33 protein-coding genes are annotated in these 25,119 nt (G+C 51.7%); 28 read left to right on the top strand and 5 right to left on the bottom strand.

Annotated elements, in window-relative coordinates:
- The first annotated feature begins 1 nt into the window (after position 1).
- From WC959_05415 to WC959_05285, 27 genes are all read left to right on the top strand, one after another.
- Positions 2–403: a phage tail protein gene (locus tag WC959_05415; GenBank protein MFA5688565.1), complete on the top strand. Its 402-nt coding sequence runs from the start codon at positions 2–4 to the stop codon at positions 401–403.
- Positions 404–405: 2 nt separating this feature from the next.
- On the top strand, positions 406–630 hold the full coding sequence (locus tag WC959_05410) for a tail protein X (GenBank protein MFA5688564.1): 225 nt from the start codon (positions 406–408) through the stop codon (positions 628–630).
- Positions 631–633: 3 nt separating this feature from the next.
- Positions 634–867 carry a hypothetical protein gene (locus WC959_05405; GenBank protein ID MFA5688563.1) on the top strand — a complete coding sequence of 78 codons (234 nt, stop codon included), beginning with the start codon at positions 634–636 and terminating at the stop codon, positions 865–867.
- Positions 857–1,024, top strand: coding sequence for a hypothetical protein (locus WC959_05400; protein MFA5688562.1), 168 nt, complete (start codon positions 857–859; stop codon positions 1,022–1,024). Before WC959_05405 ends, WC959_05400 begins: the two co-directional genes overlap by 11 nt.
- Positions 1,025–1,029: 5 nt before the next feature.
- On the top strand, positions 1,030–2,094 hold the full coding sequence (locus tag WC959_05395; GenBank protein MFA5688561.1) for a contractile injection system protein, VgrG/Pvc8 family: 1,065 nt from the start codon (positions 1,030–1,032) through the stop codon (positions 2,092–2,094).
- The gene (locus WC959_05390; protein MFA5688560.1) at positions 2,091–2,267 is read left to right on the top strand and encodes a hypothetical protein; all 177 of its coding nucleotides are present in this window, start codon (positions 2,091–2,093) and stop codon (positions 2,265–2,267) included. The genes WC959_05395 and WC959_05390 overlap by 4 nt, the downstream gene beginning before the upstream one ends.
- Positions 2,264–2,629 carry a GPW/gp25 family protein gene (locus WC959_05385; protein ID MFA5688559.1) on the top strand — a complete coding sequence of 122 codons (366 nt, stop codon included), beginning with the start codon at positions 2,264–2,266 and terminating at the stop codon, positions 2,627–2,629. Before WC959_05390 ends, WC959_05385 begins: the two co-directional genes overlap by 4 nt.
- The gene (locus WC959_05380) at positions 2,626–3,681 is read left to right on the top strand and encodes a baseplate J/gp47 family protein (GenBank protein MFA5688558.1); all 1,056 of its coding nucleotides are present in this window, start codon (positions 2,626–2,628) and stop codon (positions 3,679–3,681) included. The genes WC959_05385 and WC959_05380 overlap by 4 nt, the downstream gene beginning before the upstream one ends.
- A complete protein-coding gene (locus WC959_05375; GenBank protein ID MFA5688557.1) occupies positions 3,678–4,229 on the top strand; it encodes a phage tail protein I in 552 nt (183 codons plus the stop codon). The genes WC959_05380 and WC959_05375 overlap by 4 nt, the downstream gene beginning before the upstream one ends.
- Positions 4,213–5,043 carry a pyocin knob domain-containing protein gene (locus WC959_05370; protein MFA5688556.1) on the top strand — a complete coding sequence of 277 codons (831 nt, stop codon included), beginning with the start codon at positions 4,213–4,215 and terminating at the stop codon, positions 5,041–5,043. The genes WC959_05375 and WC959_05370 overlap by 17 nt, the downstream gene beginning before the upstream one ends.
- Before the next feature lie 4 nt (positions 5,044–5,047).
- Complete coding sequence (locus tag WC959_05365) at positions 5,048–5,545, top strand: hypothetical protein (GenBank protein MFA5688555.1); 498 nt, start codon at positions 5,048–5,050, stop codon at positions 5,543–5,545.
- Positions 5,545–6,600 (top strand): hypothetical protein, encoded by a 1,056-nt coding sequence (locus tag WC959_05360; GenBank protein MFA5688554.1) that lies wholly within the window; start codon positions 5,545–5,547, stop codon positions 6,598–6,600. The genes WC959_05365 and WC959_05360 overlap by 1 nt, the downstream gene beginning before the upstream one ends.
- 14 nt (positions 6,601–6,614) lie before the next feature.
- Positions 6,615–7,121, top strand: coding sequence for a hypothetical protein (locus tag WC959_05355; GenBank protein ID MFA5688553.1), 507 nt, complete (start codon positions 6,615–6,617; stop codon positions 7,119–7,121).
- Positions 7,109–7,528 carry a TIM barrel protein gene (locus WC959_05350; GenBank protein ID MFA5688552.1) on the top strand — a complete coding sequence of 140 codons (420 nt, stop codon included), beginning with the start codon at positions 7,109–7,111 and terminating at the stop codon, positions 7,526–7,528. The genes WC959_05355 and WC959_05350 overlap by 13 nt, the downstream gene beginning before the upstream one ends.
- A 130-nt stretch (positions 7,529–7,658) precedes the next feature.
- Positions 7,659–8,426, top strand: a complete 768-nt coding sequence (locus tag WC959_05345; GenBank protein MFA5688551.1) for a DNA adenine methylase — start codon at positions 7,659–7,661, stop codon at positions 8,424–8,426.
- Positions 8,427–8,655: 229 nt separating this feature from the next.
- Positions 8,656–9,288 carry an RsmD family RNA methyltransferase gene (locus tag WC959_05340; protein ID MFA5688550.1) on the top strand — a complete coding sequence of 211 codons (633 nt, stop codon included), beginning with the start codon at positions 8,656–8,658 and terminating at the stop codon, positions 9,286–9,288.
- Positions 9,285–9,800 carry a pantetheine-phosphate adenylyltransferase gene (gene coaD, locus WC959_05335; protein ID MFA5688549.1) on the top strand — a complete coding sequence of 172 codons (516 nt, stop codon included), beginning with the start codon at positions 9,285–9,287 and terminating at the stop codon, positions 9,798–9,800. Before WC959_05340 ends, coaD begins: the two co-directional genes overlap by 4 nt.
- Before the next feature lie 131 nt (positions 9,801–9,931).
- Positions 9,932–10,393 carry a DUF177 domain-containing protein gene (locus WC959_05330; protein ID MFA5688548.1) on the top strand — a complete coding sequence of 154 codons (462 nt, stop codon included), beginning with the start codon at positions 9,932–9,934 and terminating at the stop codon, positions 10,391–10,393.
- A gap of 13 nt (positions 10,394–10,406) precedes the next feature.
- On the top strand, positions 10,407–10,592 hold the full coding sequence (gene rpmF / locus WC959_05325; protein MFA5688547.1) for a 50S ribosomal protein L32: 186 nt from the start codon (positions 10,407–10,409) through the stop codon (positions 10,590–10,592).
- Positions 10,593–10,653: 61 nt separating this feature from the next.
- Positions 10,654–11,679 (top strand): phosphate acyltransferase PlsX, encoded by a 1,026-nt coding sequence (plsX, locus tag WC959_05320; GenBank protein MFA5688546.1) that lies wholly within the window; start codon positions 10,654–10,656, stop codon positions 11,677–11,679.
- The gene (locus WC959_05315) at positions 11,663–12,673 is read left to right on the top strand and encodes a beta-ketoacyl-ACP synthase III (GenBank protein ID MFA5688545.1); all 1,011 of its coding nucleotides are present in this window, start codon (positions 11,663–11,665) and stop codon (positions 12,671–12,673) included. Before plsX ends, WC959_05315 begins: the two co-directional genes overlap by 17 nt.
- Positions 12,670–13,575 carry an ACP S-malonyltransferase gene (gene fabD, locus WC959_05310; protein MFA5688544.1) on the top strand — a complete coding sequence of 302 codons (906 nt, stop codon included), beginning with the start codon at positions 12,670–12,672 and terminating at the stop codon, positions 13,573–13,575. Before WC959_05315 ends, fabD begins: the two co-directional genes overlap by 4 nt.
- Before the next feature lie 36 nt (positions 13,576–13,611).
- Entirely contained in the window at positions 13,612–14,355 is a 744-nt protein-coding gene (fabG, locus tag WC959_05305; GenBank protein MFA5688543.1) for a 3-oxoacyl-[acyl-carrier-protein] reductase, read from the top strand.
- A gap of 25 nt (positions 14,356–14,380) precedes the next feature.
- Positions 14,381–14,620, top strand: a complete 240-nt coding sequence (gene acpP, locus WC959_05300; GenBank protein ID MFA5688542.1) for an acyl carrier protein — start codon at positions 14,381–14,383, stop codon at positions 14,618–14,620.
- A gap of 161 nt (positions 14,621–14,781) precedes the next feature.
- Entirely contained in the window at positions 14,782–16,026 is a 1,245-nt protein-coding gene (fabF, locus tag WC959_05295) for a beta-ketoacyl-ACP synthase II (protein MFA5688541.1), read from the top strand.
- 214 nt (positions 16,027–16,240) lie between these two features.
- On the top strand, positions 16,241–16,972 hold the full coding sequence (locus WC959_05290) for a polyprenol monophosphomannose synthase (protein ID MFA5688540.1): 732 nt from the start codon (positions 16,241–16,243) through the stop codon (positions 16,970–16,972).
- 164 nt (positions 16,973–17,136) lie between these two features.
- A complete protein-coding gene (locus WC959_05285; GenBank protein ID MFA5688539.1) occupies positions 17,137–18,009 on the top strand; it encodes a VIT1/CCC1 transporter family protein in 873 nt (290 codons plus the stop codon).
- Between the two features lie 25 nt (positions 18,010–18,034).
- Here WC959_05285 and WC959_05280 read toward each other — a convergent pair whose 3' ends face one another.
- Positions 18,035–18,253, bottom strand: a complete 219-nt coding sequence (locus WC959_05280; protein MFA5688538.1) for a DUF3820 family protein — start codon at positions 18,251–18,253, stop codon at positions 18,035–18,037.
- A 241-nt stretch (positions 18,254–18,494) separates the two neighbouring features.
- A complete protein-coding gene (gene gdhA / locus WC959_05275) occupies positions 18,495–19,838 on the bottom strand; it encodes an NADP-specific glutamate dehydrogenase (GenBank protein ID MFA5688537.1) in 1,344 nt (447 codons plus the stop codon).
- 361 nt (positions 19,839–20,199) lie between these two features.
- Here gdhA and WC959_05270 point away from each other — a divergent pair, with 361 nt between their 5' ends.
- On the top strand, positions 20,200–21,213 hold the full coding sequence (locus WC959_05270) for an NrpR regulatory domain-containing protein (GenBank protein MFA5688536.1): 1,014 nt from the start codon (positions 20,200–20,202) through the stop codon (positions 21,211–21,213).
- A 38-nt stretch (positions 21,214–21,251) separates the two neighbouring features.
- Here WC959_05270 and WC959_05265 read toward each other — a convergent pair whose 3' ends face one another.
- The 3 genes from WC959_05265 to WC959_05255 form a co-directional block, all read right to left on the bottom strand.
- Entirely contained in the window at positions 21,252–22,631 is a 1,380-nt protein-coding gene (locus WC959_05265; GenBank protein ID MFA5688535.1) for a sigma-54 dependent transcriptional regulator, read from the bottom strand.
- Positions 22,632–22,811: 180 nt separating this feature from the next.
- On the bottom strand, positions 22,812–23,987 hold the full coding sequence (locus tag WC959_05260) for an ATP-binding protein (GenBank protein ID MFA5688534.1): 1,176 nt from the start codon (positions 23,985–23,987) through the stop codon (positions 22,812–22,814).
- Between the two features lie 152 nt (positions 23,988–24,139).
- The gene (locus tag WC959_05255; protein MFA5688533.1) at positions 24,140–25,075 is read right to left on the bottom strand and encodes an RluA family pseudouridine synthase; all 936 of its coding nucleotides are present in this window, start codon (positions 25,073–25,075) and stop codon (positions 24,140–24,142) included.
- Positions 25,076–25,119 lie beyond the last annotated feature (44 nt).

Below are 25,119 nucleotides of genomic sequence, written 5' to 3'. Positions count from 1 at the left end.
GATGAAATCGTTTCTTCTAATCATAGGCGTTGCACCGAATGACTTTGTGTTTGAAGTTTCCGGAACAACGTACAATCGCCTGCAGCGATCCTCTTCGTGGCGCTGGGCAAAGATGCCTCGCGCACGTCGCTTGCCGGCAAGACAGAGCATCGGCCCTGATGATGATACGATAGAACTCTCCGGAACCATCATTACGGAACGCTCCGGTTATACCAGTATGAACCGTTTGCGCGAACTGATGGGAACCGGCGAACCTCAACTGCTTTGTGACTCCTTCGGAAATGTGTTCGATCGGTGGTGCATTGAAAGCGTTACGGAAACACAAACGAATCTGCACGAAAACGGCCTGCCGCGTAAACAGACGTTCACGATGAAAATGAGCATTTACGGAGAGGATGCGTAATCATGGCCGCTGTCGTTTACACAACCAAAGACGGCGACATGGTCGACGCGATCTGTTTCCGGCGTTACGGCCGGAGCGCCGGCATTACTGAAGCGGTTCTGGCGGCCAATATCGGACTGGCCGCGCACGGCCCGATCCTGCCGGCAGGCATTGAAATTAACCTTCCGGACTATGGAACTCCGGAAAAGCGTCCGGAGAAAAAAGAAACTGTTCAGCTATGGGATTGAGTTATGGGAAGACCGAAACAGAGAGATTTTAAAATGCCGGTACCGGAAGCGGTTCGCGTCCGGACGGTGCTTCAGAGCGCATTAACGCGCGTTGAAAATGTTCGCCGGAAAATTGTCGGAACGAATGCCACGGAACTTGATATGGCGCAGCGCGATCTATCCGTCGTGATCACGATGTTCCGCAACTGCGATCGGTTTTCCGGACTCGGCGAAAAAACGGAGACAGATGGTGAATAAGCCGAAAAGCCGCACGTTCCAGGTTGAATATGAATTGCCGTCTCTGCGCGCGATCTATTTGAAAACAATCGCGGACGTTCCGGACGAAGATCGTGCGCTGAAACGCCTGCGCGAAACAGTTCCGAATGCGCGCATCCGGAGAATCCAGGAAATTTAAAAACGATGAAACCGGCATTCACAATTACAGCGAATGATAAAGACGTCACGGATTTAATCCGTGATCGCCTGCTTTCGTTGACAGTTACAGATGAGGCCGGTTTTGAAAGCGACACGGTTGAAGTGCGACTGGATAACCGCGATCTGAAAATCGCGCCGCCGACAACCGGCGCGGAACTGCGTGTGTCACTCGGCTATGTTTCATCCGGCGTGTATGAAATGGGATTGTACGTTGTCGATGAATATGAACGTTCCGGACTTCCGCACGAATTATTAATCCGCGCGCGCAGTGCATACGGTGGCGACGGCAAAAAAATATCTGAAACTGTTTCCGGTATCACCGCCGCACTGAAAGAGCAGCGCACGCGTTCCTGGGATCAGCGGCGGCTCGGCGGTGTTGTGGATGATGTTGCCAAAGACTGCGGCCTGAAGCCGGCAGTATCTCCGGATCTCGGCCGGATTATGATTGAGCATATTGACCAGACGAATGAAAGCAATTCACATTTTCTGCAGCGCCTGGCAAGGGAATATGACGCGGTATTTAAACCGAATGGCGGCGTGCTGATTTTCGTTCCGAAAGCGCTTGGTCGGACGGCCACCGGCCAGCAGCTGCCGGAAATTTTTCTGTCGCTGTATAAGCAGAAATCCTCTGAAAGCAGAATCTGCGCTCAATTAACCGGCGAGTCCGGCTGCTATCGTTTAACAGTTGCTGAGCGCGCAAATTTTAAAAGTGTCCGTGCGTATTATCACGATGTGGCGGCCGCCGAACGGAAAGAAATTTTTGCCGGCAGCGGTGAGCCGATCAGAACCATGCGCGGAAATTATGCGTCGCCGGAAGAGGCCGCGCGCGCGGCGGATGCTGAACTGCGCCGGATTGGACGCGGGAGTGCTGCGCCGACGTTTTCCTGCCACGGTGAGCCGCGCATCCGCGCGGAAGCAACGGTAACAGTTGACGACTCGATGGGATCAGACCTCGCCGGTTCCTGGTCAGTAACGCGAGCGGAACACACGTTCGACGATCGCGGCTATGCAACCTCGATTGAGTGCGAAAGTCCGGAGGCAGGGAAATGATGTTTATCTGCCAGAAAAAAACACCGTTTAAATTCCGGTTCAAATGCCATTTTAAAATTGCGTTCGGTTGTCTGCTGGAATGGCTCGGCGTGATCACGCTGTTCGTCTGGGGTGTGCCGGTTGAGGAACTCGACGATTTTTCATCACGGAGCGAAAAGGAGCCGGCGCAATGAACGGAATGGATAAACGTACCGGCAAGCGTCTGAGCGGACTGGATCACCTGCGCCAGTCGGTTGAAGATATTCTCCGCACGCCGGTCGGTTCGCTCGTAATGATGCGTGATTATGGCAGCGAACTTTTTAGCCTGATTGATGCGCCGCAAACAGTGGCGAATCGCGCGCGTATGATTGCGGCTACAGCCGGCGCATTAAAAAAATGGGAGCCGCGCTTGCAAACAACGCATGTCGAGATCAGCAACGTCGGCGGCGGAGGCAATACGGAACCGGTTCACCACGCATCCGTTCTGGTAGTTGTGACAGGATACTACACGCCGACGGGAGAGCCTGTCGTTTTAGATGGAATAAAAATACAATGACAAACACATATACAGCGATCGATTTAAGTAAGCTTCCGATGCCGCAGTTTGTCGCGCCGTTAGATTACGATTCCATTTATAATGAATCATTGGCCTATCTGCTTTCGCTTGATCCCACGTTTAATGCGATCGTTGAAAGCGATCCGGCAATAAAAGTCATTCGCGCGCTGGCATACCGTGAGTTGATTTTACGGCAGGATATAAACGATCAGGCGAAACAGTGCATGCTAGCGTATGCTACCGGCGCGCATTTGGATGTTGCTGCAGGAAATCTCCTGATTGCACGTTTGGACGGCGAAGACGATGAAGCGTTTCGTGAGCGCACGGCAAGTGCGCCTGAAGGCTATTCCGTTGCCGGCCCGACCGGAGCTTATCGTTTTCATGCGATGTCGGCACATCCGAATATAAGGGATGTCGATATTTGGAATCCGAAGATCGGCGGCCGCGTAAATGTTTCTGTGTTAAGCAAGGATGGTGACGGTTCTACTTCCGGCGCACGGATCACACACCCTGAAGGTTATTTAGACGGCGCAACATTAATCGCAGTCACGGATGTCCTGGCGGATTTACAAACAGGTATGAAGCTGACCTTTGAAAACGGCGCAGTATTTACTCTTGATGCTGATTTTCCGTCCGGCTCAACGGCATTAACCGGTGTGCTTGAAGGCACCCTCGTTGAGGGTGAGCGCGCCGGCATTCTTCCTTTTGTGATGGATGCGTTAAGCGCGGAGGATGTTCGCCCTCTTTGTGACACTGTAAGAGTGATGAGCGCAGCGATCGTAAATTATGAAATTATTGCGGAGCTAACACTTTATTACGGCCCAGACGCAATGGTCGTTTTACAGAACGCACTTGAGAACCTTTCAGCATATAAAGAGAGCATTCGCCGATGTGGCCATGACATTACGCGATCTGGAATTTTCGCCGCACTGCATCAGCCTGGTGTTCAAAACGTACATATTATTTCGCCAGCAGAGGATATTGTGATCAATGACGGCGAAGCCGGTTTTTGCACCGACGTAAACGTCACTGTACCGAGGAGAGATGTATGACGGTACAACGCGCAGAAACATCAATTCTTCCAGGTGCGCCGGCGATCGGTGCAGTCCGCAAGCCGCGTGGCATTCATGCAATGGATATTACCGCCAGCAGAATTGCATACATCCCTCACGATTTCAGCACGCTTTGGAATCCGGACACCTGTCGGGCGGAACTGCTTCCCTGGCTGGCTTGGGCATGGAGTGTTGATGCGTGGGATGACGACCTGACTGAAGCAGAAAAACGCGCGTTGATTAGTAACAGCATATACACGCATCGCAAAAAAGGAACCGTCGCGTCAATTCGTGCAATTTTAAAAGCCGCCGGATATGAAACCGCAAAAATTATCGAAGGACGGCCGGAACAGTTGCATAACGGAATTTATTTTCGTGATGGAACAATCCGGCGTTCCGGTGGTGGACATTGGGCATACTACTCGATCGATATTGGGAATTTGCCGGCAATTCCCGCCGGCGTGCTAACCGCGATTATTGATGCGGCACCTAAACGGTGCATCCTCTGGAAAATTATCGGAGATAATGGATATGAATACGCTGCCTGAAATCGCAGAATGGACACCAGGAATTTATCAGCTTGAAATCGACGATCCGGTTCAGGGCGGTGCAGAAGGAATCGACAACCTTCAGGCAAAGCAACTGGCCGCCCGAACATTGTGGCTAAAGAAAAAGATAGAGTCTGCGTTCATTGGCGCTGGTGACGGGAAAGTGCTGCTTGCTGAAGGCGACTGGAATGAATACACGAACTCTGGTTTTTTTGCCGGCAAGGAGATGGCGAATGCGCCGCGCGATTCTTTATTGCCGCACCTCGTCCAGGTGTTTGCTTTCGATGATTATGTCGTACAGCTTTCAGTTTGCCCTTACGACGGCTCTCTCTGGCTCCGTTCTTTTTCATCGAATGAATGGTGGCACTGGGAACGCCAGGGAGAAGGCCCTGATTTAATCACGGTGGGTGAAGCGCAGTATTTGGTTCAGCTTTATGACGATCGTGCGAAATATGTGACCATTAATCCGACGGTTAAATCAACACTGCTGCTTCCTGCAGCAGACGGTGGTGAACGCTTTACTTTTATTCGCGCAAACTCTGCCGGCATTCGTGTTCAGGCTCCTGCAGGCGTGTCAATTAATGGATCGCCGCCTGGCGGATATATTGAAGCAGTTGCCGGCAATGAAAGAACCGCCAGTGTCGTGCTGGTTGCCGTTAGTGACATTTTATGGGTTGCAATCGGCGGACTTGGAACCTGGCACGAATCTCGCGGCGCAGGACTTAGCGCGGTGCGCGTTTTTGGAATCATCACAAACAGTGGAGAGGCAACGCCTGCGGGCGGTGACTTCTCCGGAGACATTAGCCTGGTGTAAAATTATGATTATTATTCAAAATCACGTCGGAAATTCGTCCAGCACTTCCTATTACATTATCACAAACTGCAATCAGGAAGTTGATGGAATTGGCGGGTTCTTTGCACAGATGAAAAGTAAGTTTCATCCGTCACGCACATGGAATTCTCATGCAAAATGTGAACTTAGCTTTAAGCACGAGGGAACAGGCTCGCAACGCTTGCTTTCCTTTGAATACTGCCGGCAAACCCGCGACGGCGGAGTTGATAATGCGTGGACGAGCATTGAGGAGTTCGGGCCGTGGAACTCGATCGGGCCGGTTGATGTTACCACCCTCGGTGTCGGCCAGCATATTCTTGAAGGCGCGGCGTATGGCGCTGGTACCGGCGTTACGCTGGAAGTGATTCAGACGGCAGCACCGGACACCTGGCAGTTGGTCATTTGGGTTTATACACTCATGGTGGTCGCTGGTGATTATGCACAGGACGCGATCGCGCTCCGTAATGTTTCGGTGGTAAGCTGATGAAAAAACTTTCTTTTGAGCATGGTGATGGATTCCGGCGCGTGATGAGCGAGGATTACAACACCATTTATGATTTTAAAAGCGGTTATTTTGCACGCTGGGGAAAAACGCTGAGTGATAACAATACGCCGCCGTATCCGGAAGTGTTGGACATGGAAGTCACAACCATCTGTCGCGGCGTGAATGGACGGCTTTGTCCGTATTGCTATAAAGCGAATACGCCGAACGGCAGAAATATGTCGTTCGCGACATTTAAAAAAGTTTTTGATAAACTGCCGATGACGATCACACAGATCGCTTTTTCCGCCGATGCTGATCTGACCGCAAACCCTGAAGTGTTCGACATGATGCGATACTGCCGGACGAACGGCCATCATTATGTGGTTCCCTCGATCTCGGTTGGCCAGGTTACGGAAAACACGGCTTGGAATCTTTTAAACGCACGAGCCGGATGTGTTGGAGTTAGCCGGTATGACGATAAAGAGCCGGCGTATGATGCTGTAGAAACACTTTCCGATCTGGACGGGAAACTCGGCCATCGCTGGCAGATTAATCTGCACATCGTCATTTCTGAAGACACGTTTGAACAGGCGATGGAAACGATCGAAGATACTCTCACTGATCCGCGCCTAAAAGGACTGAACAGTATTGTATTTCTAAGCCTGAAACAAAAGGGACGTGGCTGTAGTTCTAAAATAATTTCTCCGGAACATTTCCGGACGCTGATTGAAACATCACAACGGATTCTCCCGCAATTCGGCCTTGATGTTTGCGCGACGCCGAAACTGCTCCGCGTGAAAGATACGCCGATGTGGCGCATGTGTTCGCAGCCATGCGATTCTGGAATTTATGGTTCTTATATCAACGTCGACGGCTGTGCTTTTCCGTGTTCATTCATGGAAGGAACATCGGGCTGGGAAACCGGCGTCGATGTGATCAGTGCAGAGGATTATATGCGTGATGTCTGGCGGACGCCGGCGTTTATAAATCATCGGAAAAAAATTGCGGATATGCACGCTGAAGGCTGCCGGCTTTGTCCGGTGTGGGACGTTTAAACAAGGAGACAAAAATGGACAAATATAAATTCTATGTACCTGCTTATTTCTGGCATTCGCTCTACGGCCGCACACCGACCTTTGAGCAGTATCTTGATGGATTCCGGCGGTTAAAACAAGAAACCGGAATCGCCGGCGCGGAACTGGCGGCATTTGCTTTCAGTTGGGATGATAAATTCGCCGAAAATGAAGCGACGATGAAAGCAATGTTTGAAGACCTCGGCATTGAGCTTTGTAATTATCGCATCATTTCTCCGGATTGCGTCTCTCTTGATGAACCGACGCGCCTGACCGCCATCGCAAAAGCTGAAAAATCATTTCAAAACGCCGCCGCATTCGGCATCCCGAATGTCCAGATCGATACGCTTTCCGCAATTCAGATTTACGCAAATTATCACGGCGTCTCGCCGGACATTCAAACCCTGCCGGACGACTTCGACTTTTTTGCGATCCGGCAGTTGTTGTCGACACGGTTCGCCGGTTGGCTGCATACGCAGAGGAGTATAGTGTGCACCTGCTGATTGAGCCGCGTTCTTATGGCGTAATTTCATCGCCGGAAAGCGCACTTGCAGTGATCGCTGAAGCCGGCTCGTCGAATGTTCGCGTTGTCTTTGATACAGCGCACATGGTCGGTCAGAATATTCCGCTGGGTATCGCGTGGGCGACACTGAAAAACAAAACTCAGCTTATCCATCTCGCGGATAACCGTCCGCTGGATATGCGCCACGCAACGCCTGGAACCGGCTCCGTTCCGTGGGAGACGATGTTTAATGCACTCAGCAGTCTGCAGGAAAAGGTCTGGCTGGGCATCGAATTATTAACATTTTCTCCGGACTGTATCGGTGCGTATCGTGAAGCGCTGGCGCGCTTGAAACAAACTGCGGAGAAATACGGAAAGGCAGATTTGTTCGACTTCCCTGTGGTGTAAACAGCCACGGGCAGTCAAAGGGATTGCACTCCCTTTAACGACCGGCTTCCACCGGCCACGATAAAAAACCGCTACCCGCAGCCAAGCAACAGAAGCCGCGCAAGGTAGCAAACTCGAAAGAGAGTGCAACATGAAAAGTCCGATCAGTTATCTGGGGGGAAAAAGCCTGCTGGCAAAACAGATTGTTTCGATGATGCCGAAACACAAGGCGTATATTGAGCCGTTCTGTGGCGCAGCATGGGTGTTCTTTGAAAAAGAACCGTCGGAAGTTGAGGTTCTGAACGACATGAATCTGGAACTTGTTACGTTCTGGCGCGTGGTGCAGAATCACTTGGAAGAATTTTTGCGGCATTTTAAACACTGCGTTATTTCGCGGGAGATCTTTGACATTTTAAATCGAACGGACACGTCTACGCTGACGGATGTACAGCGCGCTGTCTGTTTTTTCTACCTGCAGAAAATGGGTTACGGCGGAAAAACGAAGGGGCGGACGCTGACCGCGTATAAAGAGCGGCCGCCGTCGCTCAACCTTTTAACGCTGGAAGAAAGCATTCTGGACGTCCACTGGCGGATGCAAAAAGTCATGATTGAGCGGATGGACGCGGTGCAGTGCATCCAGCGCTATGACACACCGGATTCGCTGTTCTACATCGACCCGCCGTATTACGGCCATGAGAAAGATTATGCCGTCACGATGCCGCGTGAGAAATTCGAGGAAATAAACGCCTGTTTAAGTGGCGTTAAAGGCCGGTTTATTCTCTCATTAAACGATGTGGCGGCTGTGCGGAAAATCTTCGCAGGATTTAAAATAAAGAGTATTTCCACGCGATACACCGCATCGACCGGCACAGGAAACCGTGATAAGGATCGCCCAGAGGTTTTGATCACGAATTTTTGATTGAAATATACGTACCTGAAACATAAATTCTGCGCGATTTATGATTTTATTTAAATTTTAGCTGTCCCTGACTTAAATTTTAGCCGGCTTTTTACAGAAGCCGGAATAAAAACAGGCTTTATAGAACCGGCACTGTCATTTTGTATTTTTAATAGTTTTTGGAGGCCATGCAGTTGGTGCTGATTTTTTAGCCTGTTATCCGGTCAGAAAAATTATTAGCTTCGAAACGATGAGAATTATCAGCGGAAAGTTTGGCGGACGGCGGTTTGAAGTGCCTGAAAACGGGATGCGGCCGACGAAGGAGCAGGTGCGTGAGGCGGTGTTTTCGTCGCTGACGGCACGTGTGGCCGGCGCGCGGGTGCTGGATTTGTTTGCCGGCGCCGGCGGGTATGGACTTGAAGCGCTGAGTCGCGGCGCGGTTCACGTTACAGCGGTGGAAAAGGCGCCGGCACACTGGAGGATTCTACAGCAAAACTTTGAAACAGTTACCGGCGAAAATGGCAGGGCGGGTTCGATGAATCCGCCGCGGACGCCTCATCGAGGTGTTCCTGCCGCCGGAAATGGCAGACAGGAATGTCTGCCCCACACAAATTCCGGTAATTGGAGAACGGTTCAGTCGGATGTGTTTGATTTTTTAAAAGACGGCGGAACGTTTGATCTGATTTTTGCAGATCCGCCGTATGACGATGCAGATCTGCCGCAACTGGCTGCGGCGGTGGAACAGGTTATTGCACCGGACGGGTTATTGGTATTTGAAATGCGGTCGTCCGATCCCTATAGTCTGCCGGATAAATGGACTTTGAATAAGAAAAAAAAATACGGGGAGAGCCGGGTGCTTTTTCTGGAAAAGGATAATACATGAGTAAGAAAGCGATTTATGCAGGGACGTTTGATCCGCTGACTCTGGGGCATCTGGATGTTGTGCAGCGCGCGGCGAAAATTTTTCCGGCACTGATCGTGGCAGTTGCCGCCGAGTCCGGGAAAAACACGCTTTTTACGCAGGATGAGCGGCTTGATTTTGTCCGGGTCTGTTTGCGGAATCTGCCGAATGTGACCGTGAAAACGTTCGACGGACTGCTGGTGGATTATGCACGGCAACAGGGGGTGAGCGTGCTGGTCCGGGGCTTGCGGGCATTCTCAGATTTCGAATATGAATTTCAGATGGCGCTGACCAACCGGCGGTTATCGCCGGATATTGAAACGATGTTTCTGATGCCGTGCGAAAAATACAGCTATGTAAGTTCTACGAATGTCAAACAGATCGCCAGACTTGGCGGCAATGTGAATAATTTTGTCCCGCCGCCGGTCATTGCTGCGCTGCAGAAAAAAATATTGCCCGGCGTGCCGGTCTTCGGACTTAGCAGGAAGACGTAGTCAGTTATTTTTTGACAGCGGTTGTTAATTATTGATTGTCAAATCGCGCCGGAGTCTAATCACTGTTCACTATAAAAACCAGTAGCACCAAATAATCGGCAGCCAGTAACCCATAACTATCAACTACTCCCATGATCATTAACGTAGCCAGAATTCCTGAACAGGGATTAAAGATTCAAGAAAATGAGCCGGGTGAAATCCTGGAGCTCAGCGCCGGAGACGAATTCTCGCCGGACGGGCCGGTGTACTGCGATTTTTATGTTCAGGTGGTTTCCGGTATGCTGATTGTGCGCGGAACAGTGAGCACAGCGCTGAAAGTGCGGTGCGCAAGATGTACGCAAATTTTCTCGACAACGGTCGCCGATTCCGGTTTTCTGCGCGACTACTCTGGAATTGAAGGAACAGAGGAAGTGGATATTACAGAGGAGATCCGTGAAGCGGTTCTGCTGAATCTGCCGCATTTTCCTTTGTGCACAGAAATGTGCAAAGGACTGTGTGTGAGCTGTGGCGGAGCATTGAACGAAGGAGTCTGCGGATGTCTGGAAACGCATGAGGGCGGCGCGTGGAGTGCGCTGGATAAATTAAAATTTTAGGCAGGAGAAAAAAATGGCTGTTCCAAAGAGAAAATCTTCAAAAAGCAGAACCGGGCGCCGTAAAGCACAGAATATGAAACGCAAAATTACGCTGGCCGGTTTGGATGCTGAAAGCGGCGCACCGGCACTGCCGCATCGCGTGTGCCCGGCGACCGGAAAATATAAAGGCCGGCAGGTCATTACCGTTTCAGACGAATAAGTTTTTGAAATTCGACCTTTGATTTTTGGAGTTCGAATTTTGTCTTTTAGAAGTTAACATTATGCGTATTGCAATTGATGCCATGGGCGGCGATTTTGCTCCCCGCGAACTTGTAAAAGGAGCCGTGGAAGCGGCTCGCGGTCTTCCCAAGGTTGAAAAGCTTTTTCTGATCGGCGACGAAACGGCGATCAAAGCGGAGCTGGCACAGTACGGCGAAACGCCGGCATGCATCGAAGTCCGGCATGCATCACAGGTTGTCGAAATGAACGATTCTCCGGCGCTGACGCTGCGCCGGAAGAGAGATTCATCGATTATGCGTGCAGTGGAAATGGTGAGCGACGGCGAAGCGGATGCTATTTTTTCTGCCGGCAACACCGGTGCCGCCGTCGCAGCGAGCACGCTCCGGCTGCGCACACTCAGCAATGTGGATCGTCCGGCCATTGCCACCGTGATGCCGTCGCTCAAAAATCCGTTTGTACTGTTAGATGCCGGCGCGACTCCGGACTGCACCGGCAGAATGCTGGTTGAATTTGCGGTGATGGGCAATATCTACGCGAAAAAAATTCTGAATATTCCCAACCCTACCGTCGGACTGCTGAGCATCGGCGAAGAGGATGCAAAGGGAAATAAAAATACAAAAGAGGCATTTCAGCTTCTTGAAAATTCACCGCTCAATTTTATAGGGAATGTAGAAAGCCGCGACTTGTTTGACGGCGATGTGGACGTGGCGGTGTGTGACGGTTTTGTCGGTAACGTCGTTCTGAAAACCGGCGAGAGCGTGGCGCATACGATGAAGCAGTGGCTGACGGAATCGTTTTCCAGCACGCTGCTGCGGAGAGTCGGCGCCGGAATTTTAAAAGCGGCCGGCGCATTCAAAGAAATCAGAGTTAAAACCGACTCTGAAAGTTCCGGCGGCGCGCCGCTGCTCGGTGTTAATGGAATTTGCATTATCGGTCACGGTTCGTCATCGTCGTATGCCGTTTATAACGCCATTCGTGTTTCGATTGATGCGGCTGAACGAAACGTGAACGGATTGATCCAAGAAGAGATAACCCGGATTTTTGCCAACAGTGAATCCAGCGAATAACACAGCTTTGCGTACGGTCTCGATTATCGGAACCGGCATGTATGTTCCGGAGAAAACCGTCACGAACGACGATCTTTCAAAAATTGTCGATACCTCCGACGAATGGATTTTTACGCGCACCGGCATGCGCGAGCGCCGGATTGCCGCGCCGGAACAGGCAACGTCGGATCTCGCCGCCGGTGCCGCACGCGCTGCGCTGGACGATGCGGGGGTCGCGGCGGATGAAGTTGATCTGCTGATTGTCGCCACGCTGTCGCCGGATATGTTTTTCCCGAGCACGGCCTGTTTTGTGCAGGAAAAAATCGGTGCAAAAAACGCATACTGTTATGATCTTGGCGCCGCCTGTTCCGGTTCACTCTACGCGCTGGAAACGGCAAAAAACGCCATTGCCGCCGGTGCGGCAAACACAGCGCTCGTTATCGGCGCTGAAAAAATGAGTACGTTTATTGACTGGGAAGACCGCAACACCTGCGTGCTGTTCGGCGACGGCGCCGGCGCGGCGGTTCTGCGCGCCACCGGCGCTAAACGCGGCATTATGCCCGGCACATTCGGTTCCGACGGTTCACTCGCGCATCTCCTGTTAACGCCCGGCGGCGGATCTCGTACGCCGATTTCGCACGCGATGATTGACCGCAAAGAGCACTATCTGAAGATGGAAGGCCGCGAAGTATTTAAACATGCGGTGATGCAAATGACGGCCTCAGTCACTGAAACGCTTAAAAAAAACAATTTGACCACAGACGAGATCGCATTATTTATTGCACACCAGGCGAATGCACGGATTGTTGATGCCATTGGCAAGCGTCTGCATGTGGAAGACCGCATGTTTTTGAATGTTGAAAAATATGCCAATACTTCGGCGGCGGCACTGCTGATTGCACTGCACGAAGCGGTAAGCGCCGGAAAAATCAAAACCGGCGACCTCGCGCTGCTGGTAGCATTCGGCGGCGGTTTCACCTGGGGCGCAAATATTGTGGAATGGACGAAATCATGAAGAGAGCCATTTTATTTCCAGGGCAGGGTTCGCAGTTTGTCGGTATGGGCAGAGACTTTTATGATGCACTGCCGGAATGCAAAGCGCTTTTCGAAAAAGCCAATGAAGTGCTCGGTTATGATATCACCGCCATTTGCTTTGACGGCCCCGAGGACGAGCTGAAAAAATCGCATCATACTCAACCGGCCATTTTCACGGTCAGCGCTGCCGCGCTTCAAGCGCTGCGGCTTAAAAAGCCGAACCTCACCTTTGATTATGCCGCCGGTCACAGCCTCGGCGAGTGGGGCGCGCTGTACGCCGCCGGCGTTATTTCTTTTGAGGACACACTGCGCGTGCTGAAAGCACGCGGGGAATTTATTCAGACGGCATGCGAAGTGAATCCCGGTGCGATGCTGGCGGTGATTAATCTCGACCGCGCAACACTGGAAAAAATCGCCGGCGAAGCGGACGTAACGCTGGCGAACATTAATTCGCCGGAGCAGATTGTGCTTTCCGGAACAGTGGAAGGCATTGCAGCAGCAGAAACGCTCTGCAAAGAAGCCGGTGCAAAACGCGCACTGCCGCTGCCGGTTGCCGGCGCATTTCATTCGCCACTGATGCAGCCGGCTGCCGACCAGATGGCAGAGTTTTTAAAGGATATTCCGCTGGCGGAGCCGCGCATCCCGGTGCTTTCAAATGTGACCGGTAAGCCGCATGGTGATCTGGAATTGCTGCGTGATCATATGATTAAGCAGATTACCGGATCGGTGCGCTGGGTGGAATGCATGCAGTGGCTTGCAGGAAGCGGTGTGCAGGAGGCAGTAGAGTGCGGCCCCGGCAGGGTGCTTGCCGGATTGATGAAGCGTATTGACAAAACCGTTGTGATTTCTAACATAGGCGTAATTTCTGATCTGGACGCATAATCGTTCAGGGCATAATCATAGAAAGGGATTTTTTAGATGGGACAGTTTGACGGGAAAGTGGCATTGGTGACCGGCGCCGCGCGCGGGCTGGGTCAGGCGATTGCATTGAAACTTGCCGCCGGTGGCGCCGATCTGGCGTTGTGCGATCTGAACGCGGAGTGGCTGGAGGAGACTGCTGGAAAAGTGAAAGCGCTTGGCCGGCGCGGTGCAGGCTACGGCGTAAATGTGGCTTCCGCCGAAGGCACCGAAGCGGTCGTGAAAGAGATTGAAAAGGATTTTGGTAAAATTGATATTCTCGTGAACAACGCCGGAATCACAAAAGACGGTCTGCTGATGCGTATGAGCGAAGCGGACTGGGATGCCGTAATGGATGTGAACCTGAAGGGCATGTTCCTGGTCACTAAAGCGGCGATGCGCGGCATGATGAAGCAGCGCTACGGAAATATCATCAACATTGCCTCTGTGGTCGGCATCATCGGCAATGCCGGTCAGGCAAATTATTCTGCAAGCAAAGGCGGCGTGATTGCGTTTACCAAAACGGTAGCACGTGAGCTGGCCAGCCGTAATATCCGCTGCAACGCGGTGGCGCCCGGATTTATTCGCACGAAAATGACGGATGCACTTCCGGAGGAAGTGAAAAACAAGATGCTCTCAAATATTCCGCTGGGACGCTTCGGAGAGCCCGAAGAAGTGGCCAATGTGGTCGCATTCCTTGCGGATGACGTTTCAAGTTATGTCACCGGTCAGGTGATTTCAACTTGCGGCGGAATGGTTATGTAAGACAAACGACGACAAGGAGAATACAATGGCACTTGAAGATAAAGTAAAAGATATTATCGTTGAACAGCTTGGCGTAAACGCTGATCAGGTCACACCGGAAGCTTCTTTCATTGAAGACCTCGGCGCAGACTCTCTCGACACCGTTGAGCTCGTTATGGCTTTCGAAGAAGAATTCGGTGCAGAAATTCCGGATGAAGATGCTGAAAAGCTGACATCGGTCGGTGCTGTAATCGACTACCTGAAATCCAAAGGTCTCGGCGAGTAACAGCTGTTTCTGATGAAAACCGGGGATCCGTCTTGCAGACGGGGTTTCCCGGTTTTTAATTAGTCGAAAGTATAAAAGTCGAACGTTAAACATCCTTCCCGGATTCCCGGCTTTCGACCTTTGACTTTCAGGCTTTTGACTCTTTGGCGGGGAAAAAATTTATGAAACGTCGTAACGTTGTAATTACAGGCATGGGTGCGGTGACGCCGATCGGCAACAACCTCGAAGAGTTCTGGGAAGGACTCAAAACCGGACGTTCCGGCGGTGCGCGGATTACTAAAGTCGAAAATGTGGACGCATTCACCACGACCATCGGCGCCGAAGTAAAAGATTTTAATCCCGAGCTCTATTTCTCCAAAAAAGAGGCCCGGAAAATGGATCCGTTTTCACAGTACGGACTCGCCGCATCCATCATGGCGATTCAGCACTCCGGACTCGATTTTACCAGAGAAGACTGTGAGCGCATTGGCGTCATTGTCAGCACCGGAATCGGCGGGCTGCAAATCATGGAAGCCTCGCAGGATATCTACCGCGAACGCGGTCCAAGCCGGCTGTCGCCGTTCATAATTCCGACCATGATCACCAACATCATTGCCGGACAGATCGCCATTCAGTTCGGACTCAAAGGCCCGAACTTCTGCGTTACCAGCGCGTGTGCCTCCGGTACGCACTCCATCGGTGAAGCGCTGCGCATCATTCAACACGGCGAAGCCGACGTTATGATCGCCGGCGGAACCGAAGGCCCGATGACGCCGCTCGGACTCGGCGGATTCTGCGCACTCCGCGCGCTTACCTCGCGTAACGATGATCCGGCGCGCGCATCGCGTCCATTCGATCTCAACCGCGACGGATTCCTCATGGGTGAAGGCGCCGGTGTCATTGTACTTGAAACCGAAGAGCACGCCAAAGCGCGCGGAGCAACAATCTACTGCGAACTCGCCGGCTACGGCCGCACCTGCGATGGATATCATATCACCGCACCGGCCCAGGACGGGGATCAGGCCGCACGCGGAATGCGTCTGGCATTCGAGGACGCCGGGCTGCAGGCTGCAGATGTTGATTACATTAATGCGCACGGAACCAGCACGTCGCTCAACGACAAAGGCGAAACCGGCGCCATCAAAAAAGCGCTCGGAGAAGAGCTCGCGCGCAAAGTTCTGGTCAGTTCAACCAAATCAATGACGGGACATCTGCTCGGCGCCGCCGGCGGTGTTGAAGCCATCGCCTGTGCAATGGCGCTCAGAGAAGGCATCATTCCGCCGACCATCAACTACGAGACGCCGGATCCGGATTGTGATCTCGACTACGTTCCGAACACTGCCCGCAAAGCTGACATCAACGTTGCGCTCAGCAACTCCCTCGGCTTCGGCGGACACAATGCGACACTTTGTTTCAAAAAAGTGTAAAAATCGGCAGAGCGGTTTCAATGAAACCGCCGGAATTTGTTCACGGCTGACTCATCGGGTCAGCCCTGCCGTTTTAACCGCCGAAAATTTCCGGCGGTTTTTTTAATTTTCCAGCTCGCTCTTACAATCTGCCGTAACACCTTCTTCCGTCAAATAAATCTGTGCTGTCTTCTGCTTGATTCTTTAGCTTTTCTTTTCGTATGCTCTTCGCATTGTGAGTGATACTTTAATTGTTATTCCAACGTATAACGAACGCGACAATATCCGGACCATTGCACCGGCTGTGTTTGAGTGTTCTCCTGATGTACATATTCTCTTTGTAGATGATAATTCCCCGGACGGCACCGGCATAATTGCTGACGAACTGGCCGCCGGCGATGCGCGCATTCATGTGATGCACCGTCAGGAAAAGAACGGACTCGGCCGTGCATATATTGCCGGATTCAAATGGGCGCTTGCCAATGAGTATCAGTTCATTTTCGAAATGGATTCCGATTTTTCTCACAATCCGGCGGACATTCCCCGTTTTCGTGCCGCTGCACTGGACGCCGATCTGGTGCTTGGATCGCGTTATAAAAACGGCGTGCGGATTATTAACTGGCCGTTGCGCCGGTTGTTTCTCAGTCGCGGCGCCGGAGTTTATGTCCGGCTTGTCACCGGCATGCCGTTTACGGATCCGACCGGCGGTTATAAGTGTTTCCGGCGCGCCGTGCTGGAGAAAATCGACCTCGAAAAAATTGAATCGAACGGGTATTCATTTCAGGTCGAAGTGACACATACCGCATGGATGATGGGTTTTCGCATCGTTGAAGTTCCAATTGTTTTTGAAGAACGCCGGTCCGGTGCATCCAAAATGTCGAAAAAAATAATCTTTGAAGCGCTCTGGATGGTCTGGAAACTGCTGGCATATTCCGGATTCCGCCGTTATCCGCCGAAAAAATCATGACCCGCTTTGAAAATATGTTCTCAGATTAAATGTGTTATGCAGATCATTACAATTAAACTGATGTTTCTCTGTTTGTAAATTTGATTGTCGACTGGACAGTAATTCTTATAAGTACAAACACACGGCATTGATATATCAACCCGGATGATTTGAAAGGATCAGATATGGAACTTACAGCTGCGCTGAAAAAAGAATTCATGAAATTCCAACGGAATGAAATCACGGAATATCATATTTATTCGCTGCTGGCGGCCAATACATCCTGTCCGAATAACCGCAAGATTCTTTATAGAATCGCGGAGGACGAACGCCGGCATTATTATCAATGGAAGGAAGTCACCGGACAGGAGGTGCTGCCGCATCGTTTTCGTCTGTGGAAATATTATCTGATTGCGCGCGTATTCGGCCTGACGTTTGGTATCAAACTGATGGAAGCCGCTGAAAAAGACATCACGACGGTTTACGGAAGTTATGAAAAACATTATGCCCCCGCCGGACAGCTTGCCGCGGAAGAAGACGAGCATGAACGTACATTGATCAACATGATCGACGAGGAACACTTGAAGTATACCGGTTCCATTGTACTCGGATTGAATGATGCGCTGGTTGAACTCACCGGTGCACTCGCCGGTTTTACGCTTGCACTTCAAAATACAAAACTGATTGCACTGACCGGCACAATCACCGGAATTGCGGCGGCGTTTTCAATGGCGGCATCGGAATACCTTTCAACTAAATCAGAAGAGACAGACAAAAATCCGGTGAAATCCGCTGTTTATACCGGCGCAGCATACATCGTCACCGTGCTGCTGCTGATTTCGCCGTATCTGTTCCTGAAAAATTATTTTGTGTGCCTGGCAATTACACTGTCGCTCGGCGTTATTATTATTGCCTCATTCAATTATTATATTTCTGTCGCAAAAGATCTTAATTTTAAACGTCGTTTTTTGGAAATGACCTGCTTGAGTCTGGGTATCGCCGCCATCAGTTTTCTGATCGGCTGGCTGTTGCGGACATTTACGGGAATTGAAATTTAAAATAGACACGACGAGAAAGTCGCGTCTACTTTTTTAAAAGATATTCCAGTCCATTCGCTTTGATCGTGTAAACCGTTTCGAGCATTCGTCCGAGTTCACCTTTCGGAAACCCTTTCTGTTTCATCCAGACAACATACGGTTCCGGCAAATCAACCAGCCGCCGCCCGGTGTATTTACCGAACGGCATTGTCGCGTTCATTAGTTTTAAAAACGCATCGCGGTCGGGTTGTAATTCATGGCTCATAATGAAGAGCGGGTTGTTGGAATAATGGAATATTGGATTGCTGGAATTTCCTAGAAAAATCGTGAATAATTTCGCCGCGGATTTCACAGATATAAGCGGATAAAAACCACCATCAATCCGTGTCGATTAGTGTTAATTAGTGGTTTAAACACATCCGTATTTATCCGTGTCATCCGCGGTTAACTTTTCCAGCGAAAAAGGGAGCCGGAGCTCCCTTCCCATAAACATCACGTGATGTTTTTTAGACAACACCCTGAGCGAGCATGGCGGTTGCTACTTTGGTGAAACCGGCAATGTTGGCGCCGGCGACATAGTTGCCTTCAAGTCCGTATTCGGCCGCGGTTTCAAAACAGTTTTTATGAATATTAATCATGATCTCTTTGAGTTTCCGGTCGACCTCTTCACGGGTCCAGCTCAAGCGCATGGAGTTCTGGCTCATCTCCAGTCCTGAAGTAGCCACGCCGCCGGCGTTGACCGCTTTACCCGGACCATAGAGAGTTTTCGTCGTAATAAACTGTTCAATCGCTTCCGGGGTGCAGCCCATGTTAGAAACCTCGGCAACGGCTTTTACACCGTTCTTAATCAATGCTGCAGCGTCTGCGCCGTTGAGTTCGTTCTGCGTCGCACAGGGCATCGCAATGTCAACTTTGACCTCCCAGGGTTTCCTGCCCGCAAAGAATTTTGAGCCGGGGAATTTCTTCTCGTACGGGGAGACGATATCGTTATTTGACGCACGGAGTTCAAGCATGTAGGCAACCCTGTCAGCGTCAAGACCTGCCTCATCGTAGATGTAGCCGTCCGGGCCGGAAATCGTCACCACCCTGGCCCCCAGTTCCGTGGCCTTTTGCGCCGTGCCCCAGGCAACATTACCGAAACCTGAAACTGCAATGGTTTTTCCCTCCAGAGAGTCGCCGGCGGTGTTGAGCATCTGTTCAAGAAAATAGACCGCACCGTAGCCCGTGGCTTCGGGGCGGATGAGAGAGCCGCCCCATTCCGGGCTCTTGCCGGTGAACACACCGGTAAATTCATTGCGCAGGCGTTTGTACTGGCCGAACAGATAACCGATTTCACGCGCACCGACGCCGATGTCACCCGCCGGCACATCGGTGTCCGGTCCGATATGGCGCTGCAGTTCTGTCATGAACGACTGGCAGAAGCGCATCACTTCCGCACTCGACTTTCCTTTCGGATCGAAATCCGCACCGCCTTTACCGCCGCCCATCGGCAGCGTTGTCAGCGAATTTTTAAACGTCTGCTCAAAACCGAGAAATTTCAAAATGCCGGCGTTTACACTCGGATGAAAACGGAGACCGCCTTTATACGGACCGAGCGCACTGTTAAACTGAATCCGGAATCCGCGGTTTACCTGAACCCGGCCTTTATCGTCCACCCACGGCACACGGAAAATAATCTGGCGTTCCGGCTCAACAATGCGTTCCAGAATGCGCGCGTCCTGAAAATCCTGCCGGCGCTCAATCACCGGCTCCAGCGATTCCAGCACTTCGCGCACCGCCTGCATAAACTCCGGCTCGCCGGCATTACGGCGCTCCACCGCCGCGAGAACATCATTAATAATCGTACTCATCTGCACACTCCCGTTGTTAAATTCAATACGGCATAAATATGTCGTATAAATAAAATTATCAGTTCTGTTTCTTAAAATTATTCCGGTAAGTCAACGATAATCTTTTGGACCGGGATTTGACAAAATAAATTTATACGGTAATAATGCCGTATAAGTTAATCTACGAAAGGAATAATTTTACAAAAACATCATGTTTATGCGCCGTTTAATACGGTGAAAAAATTTAGAAAAAAAGTTGCAGGTCTTAAGACCAAAAATCCGAAAGTCAGCAATCATAAGCATTCAATTTCCGGATTCAGACTTTTGACTATAAAAATGACCTGCGACTTTCAGACCTGTGACTGTCGACAAGACCCGCACTGTGAACTCTAAAAGTGAAAAAATTCGCATCGCTATTTTGCGCGCACTGAGTGAAATCAGCGGGCCGGCCGGCGCCGCTAAAATTGCCGAACGGCTGCCGGCGCTCGGTGTACAATTGCAACCGCGCACGATCCGTTTATATCTCAACGAGCTTGACCGCGCCGGACTCACACAATTAACGAGCCGCCGGAAAGGCCGCATTCTTACTGAACCCGGACGCGCCGAACTCGAACATTCCAACATTGTTGCCAAAGTCGGTTTCGTGCGCGGACGAATCGACACGCTCGGTTACCGCATGACCTTTCGCTGCAAAACCGGCGCCGGTACCGTCATTTCAAATTTTGCCACCGTGCGCACACGCGATCTGTCGCAGATATTCACCGAAATCAAACCCGTGTTCGATAAAAACCTGAGCATGGGCACGCGGCTCAGCCTGCTTCATTCCGGCGAAACCCGTTCCGGTAAAACAGTTCCGGCAGGCTGTGCCGTGCTCGGCACACCGTGCAGCATCACACTCAATGGGATTTTGATGGCCGAAGGAATCCCGGTAACGGCGCGCTACGGCGGACTGCTTGAAATGAAACAGAACCGCCCTCTCCGCTTCGTTGAACTCATGGAATATTCCGCCGTCACCGTCGATCCGCTCGAAACATTTATCCGCGCCGGCATGACAGACCTGCGCGGCTGCATTCACAAAGATCACGGCATCATCACCGCCAGTTTCCGCGAAATTCCATCCGCCGCCACCGATGATGCGAATAAAATTTTTGCGCGGTTGCAGAAACTCGGACTCGGCGGTGCGTTATTAACCGGACGTCCCGGCCAGCCGCTGCTCGATATTCCCGTCGCCGAAGGACGCACCGGATTCATCGTCACCGGCGGACTCAACCCGATGGCGGCAATTGTTGAAGCCGGAATTCCGTGCGAACCGAGATCGCTTTCCAGTCTTGAAGATTTTTCTCTCTTCCGTTTGTATAATGAAACGTTCCGGCGTTATATGGATTCATTAAGATAAAAACACAGTCCGGGGTTCAATTGTTCAACATACAGTATTTAAACTCTGCCTGTTTCCTCTTCTCCGCTGTACCCGGCAATTTTCCGGTGCAGTGTCCGGCGGCTGATGCCAAGCTCTTCCGCCGCACGCGTGCGGTTGCCGGAATTCCGTTGCAATGCATTTTCAATCGCAGCACGTTCCATTTCGGCGAGCGTTACACCGGCAGCATCCAGACCTGCTGCGCGCTTTAAACCGGTTTCACGGGAGCGGAGCTGCACCGGCAGTTCGCGTACGCCGATTTTTTGCGCGCGCGACAGCACCACAATCTGTTCTACGACATTGCGCAGTTCGCGCACGTTGCCGGGCCAGTTGTAGGCCGACAGCAGATCGAGCGCATCCGGCGAAAAACCTTCAATCGTGCGATGATTCTCGCGGTTGAACAGATCAAGATAATGTTTCAGCAGCAGTGGAATATCGCCGCGCCGGTCACGCAGCGGCGGCAGAGTGACAACCACCACATACAACCGGTAAAATAAGTCTTCACGAAAGGTTCCATCAGCGACCATTTGCTTCAGGTCGCGGTTCGTCGCCGCAATCAGGCGCGTATCCACATCCACCGGCTCCATGCCGCCGACGCGTTCAAACCGGCGCTCTTCCAGCGCGCGCAGAATTTTCACCTGCACATTCGCGTCGATTTCGCCGATTTCATCCAGAAACAGCGTGCCGCCGTCCGCCATTTCGAAACGTCCTTTGCGCCGCTCCGTCGCGCCGGTGAATGCGCCTTTTTCGTGTCCAAACAGTTCGCTTTCAAGCAGGCTCGACGACAGCGCCGCGCAGTGCACCGGCACAAACGCACCGTTTTTGCGCGGACTCAACCGGTGAATCGCTTTGGCAATCAGCTCTTTGCCGGTACCGCTTTCGCCCTGAATCAGCACCGTCGCGCGCGACGCCGCAACCTGCTTCACCGTATCGAAAACCTCCTGCATCGCCGGCGAATTGCCGATGATATTTTCCAATCCGAATTTACTGTCGAGCTGTTCGTGCAGCTGCCGGTTTTCCGCTTCGGCACTGCGCGAGCGCAATACGCGTTTCAGCACCAGTTCAAGCTGATCCAGATTCACCGGCTTCGTCATAAAATCCGTTGCCCCGTGACGCATCGCCTCCACCGCCGTTTCAATATTTCCATAGGCCGTCAGCAGAATGCAGATCAGTTGCGGTGAAATGGCCAGCGCGCGCTGCATCAGTGTAATGCCGTCCATATTCGGCATACGTACATCACTCAGCATCACATCCACCGGCTCTTCGCTCAGGATTGCCAGCGCCGCCGCACCGCTCTCCGCCGTGCGGATTTCATAGGAACGCCGCAGCGCCCGCGCCAGTCCTTCGCGGATATTCTTTTCGTCGTCGACAATTAAAAGTAACGGTTTTGTTCCAGCCATAACTCTTCCTTAATTTTTCCACCGCAGATTACGCGCATATAAACGGATGATCCTGATGGCGGATCGCCGGCCTCGGCGGCCACGGACGCTGAGCCAGCGTCCCTCCAATTTTTCCTTCGCGATCCTTCGTTTCCTTTTTGTTAAAAATCTGCGTTCATCTGCGCCATCTGCGGTTAAAAATCATTTCTTCGCTTTTTCCGGCGCGGTGAGCAGCGCCATCCGCACATCGTCGCGCGGGAAGTGCAGGGTAAATGCCGTGCCGCGATCGGGCGTGGAGGCAATTTCAATCTCCCCGCCGTGATCGCGCAGAATACGCTGAACAATCATCAGTCCAAGTCCGCTGCCGGTCTCTTTCGTGGTGTGATACGCATCGTAAATTGCACCGAAATCCTCCGGCGCAATGCCGCTGCCGTTATCGGTAAAACAGACGCTGACAAAGCGTGATGACACCGCAATACTGATTTTCAAAATACCGCCGTCGTCCATCGCCTGCAGCGCATTTTTGATCACATTAAAAAAGGCCTGTTTCACCTGCGTATCGTCGGCCGGCACCGGCGGAATATTCTCCGGCTGTTCGCGTTCCACCAGCATCCGCCGGTTTTCAATTTCATGTTTCATCAGTTCGAGCGTTTCATCCAGCATCTGTTCAAGCTGCACCGGCCGGCGCTCCGGCATCGACGGACGGATTGCGCGCAAAAACTGTGTGATAATCTTGTCCAGCCGGTGCACTTCGCGCTGCGAAACATCTACCAGTTCCTGTAAATTTTCGCGCAGCGCCGGATCGGCCACATCGTGCAGTTCGCGCTCCATCAGTTGCAAATGGATGGTAATTGCGTTCAGCGGATTGCCGATTTCATGCGCGACGCCGGCGGCCAGCAGTGTCAGTGCTTTCAACCGTTCAGACTCAATCGACTCCGCCGCCGTTTCACGTTCGCGCGTCACATCGCGGAACATAATGACGGCGCCCTGCTCCTTTTCCTCTTCAGAAAGCGGCACCACATAAAATTCAACAAACCGGTGATCGGGATAGGTAACTTCAATTTCGCGGCGCACCATTTTCACCCATTCATCACCGTCGAGATGCAGTACTTTATCCCAGGCAATATCACGAATGTAGCGCGCTACCGGCTGACCCTCAACCGTTTCCTGCTTAAAGCCGAACAGATTCGCCGCTGCACGGTTGGCATAACGGACGCGTGCGGCGCTGTCGACCACAATCAGCCCCTCCTGAATCGCCTGAAAAATAGTTTCCAGCAATCCTTTTTCGCGCGCCAGATGCAGGAAATGCGTCTGAACACTGTCGGCATCCAGCCGGTCAAGCCGGTCGATCAATTTATCTAAAAACTTTGACCTCATAACAAACCGTCGCGACAATTTGTACCATATTGCAAAATTAATTCAATGCCGATATGCGACAAAAGTTTACAGAAAAATAATTCGTATTGCATATTTGATTGAAACTGCAGATGAAGCGGCTGCAAACAGATTTTCACACAGAAATAATAAAATTATAGCGGCACCTTCAGCGCTTCCATGATTTCTTGCCGGTCGGTGCGGAGCATCTGCAGGAAAAGCTGCATGTCGTCCGGCAGCGGTGCGGTAAACATCATGCGGTTGCCGGCGACGGGATGAATGATGGACAGCTTGGCGGCGTGCAGCATCTGGCGCGGTGCTTTGAGATAGAAACTCCGGCCGTACAGTTTATCACCGAGCACCGGATGCTTGATGTGCGCCATGTGAACGCGGATCTGATGTGTCCGGCCGGTTTCAATTTTAACGCTCAACATGGCTGCCGCCGGAAATTTTTCTACGATTTCATAGCGCGAAAGTGCACCGCGTCCGTTACGCACATTCACCGCCATTTTTTTGCGGTGAATGGGATGCCGGCCGATCACCGCCTGAATTACACCGTGTGGCGGCGCCGGAACTCCCTTAACAATCGTCAGGTATTCTTTTTCGGTTTCGCGCTGTTTAAACTGCTCCGCCAGCGAATTCATAGCCGCTTCAGTTTTAGCTGCTACGATGACACCGCTTGTATCTTTGTCGAGCCGGTGAATAATTCCGGGGCGTTTTTCACCGGCGATACTGGCGAGATTTTCACAATGATGCAGCAATGCGTTCACCAGTGTGCCGGTTTCATTGCCGGCGGCGGGATGCACCACCAGTCCGGCGGGTTTATTCACTGCGATAATCGCGTTATCTTCATAAAGAATATCAAGCGGAATGTCCTCGGCGCGCAGTTCAATATCCACTGCCGGCGGAATCATCCATGAAATCTTATCGCCGGCGTGCAGTTTCTGATTCGCCTTCGCCGGCGCGCCGTTCACCGTAACCAGCCGGGCTTTAATTAACGACTGCCATCGCGCACGCGAGTGCTCCGGCTGCTGCTCCGCCAGCCACACATCCAATCGCTTTGCATTCGTCTCTACAGTTCTTTGAAACATGAGAACAGAGTAGAGAATAATAATGATTTTGAAAGACCGGAATG

Source organism: Kiritimatiellales bacterium (genome assembly GCA_041656295.1).
Classification (GTDB): domain Bacteria; phylum Verrucomicrobiota; class Kiritimatiellia; order Kiritimatiellales; family Tichowtungiaceae; genus Tichowtungia.
The sequence above is the reverse complement of the archived record's forward strand: the minus strand, read 5'-3'. Positions and strand labels throughout refer to the sequence as shown.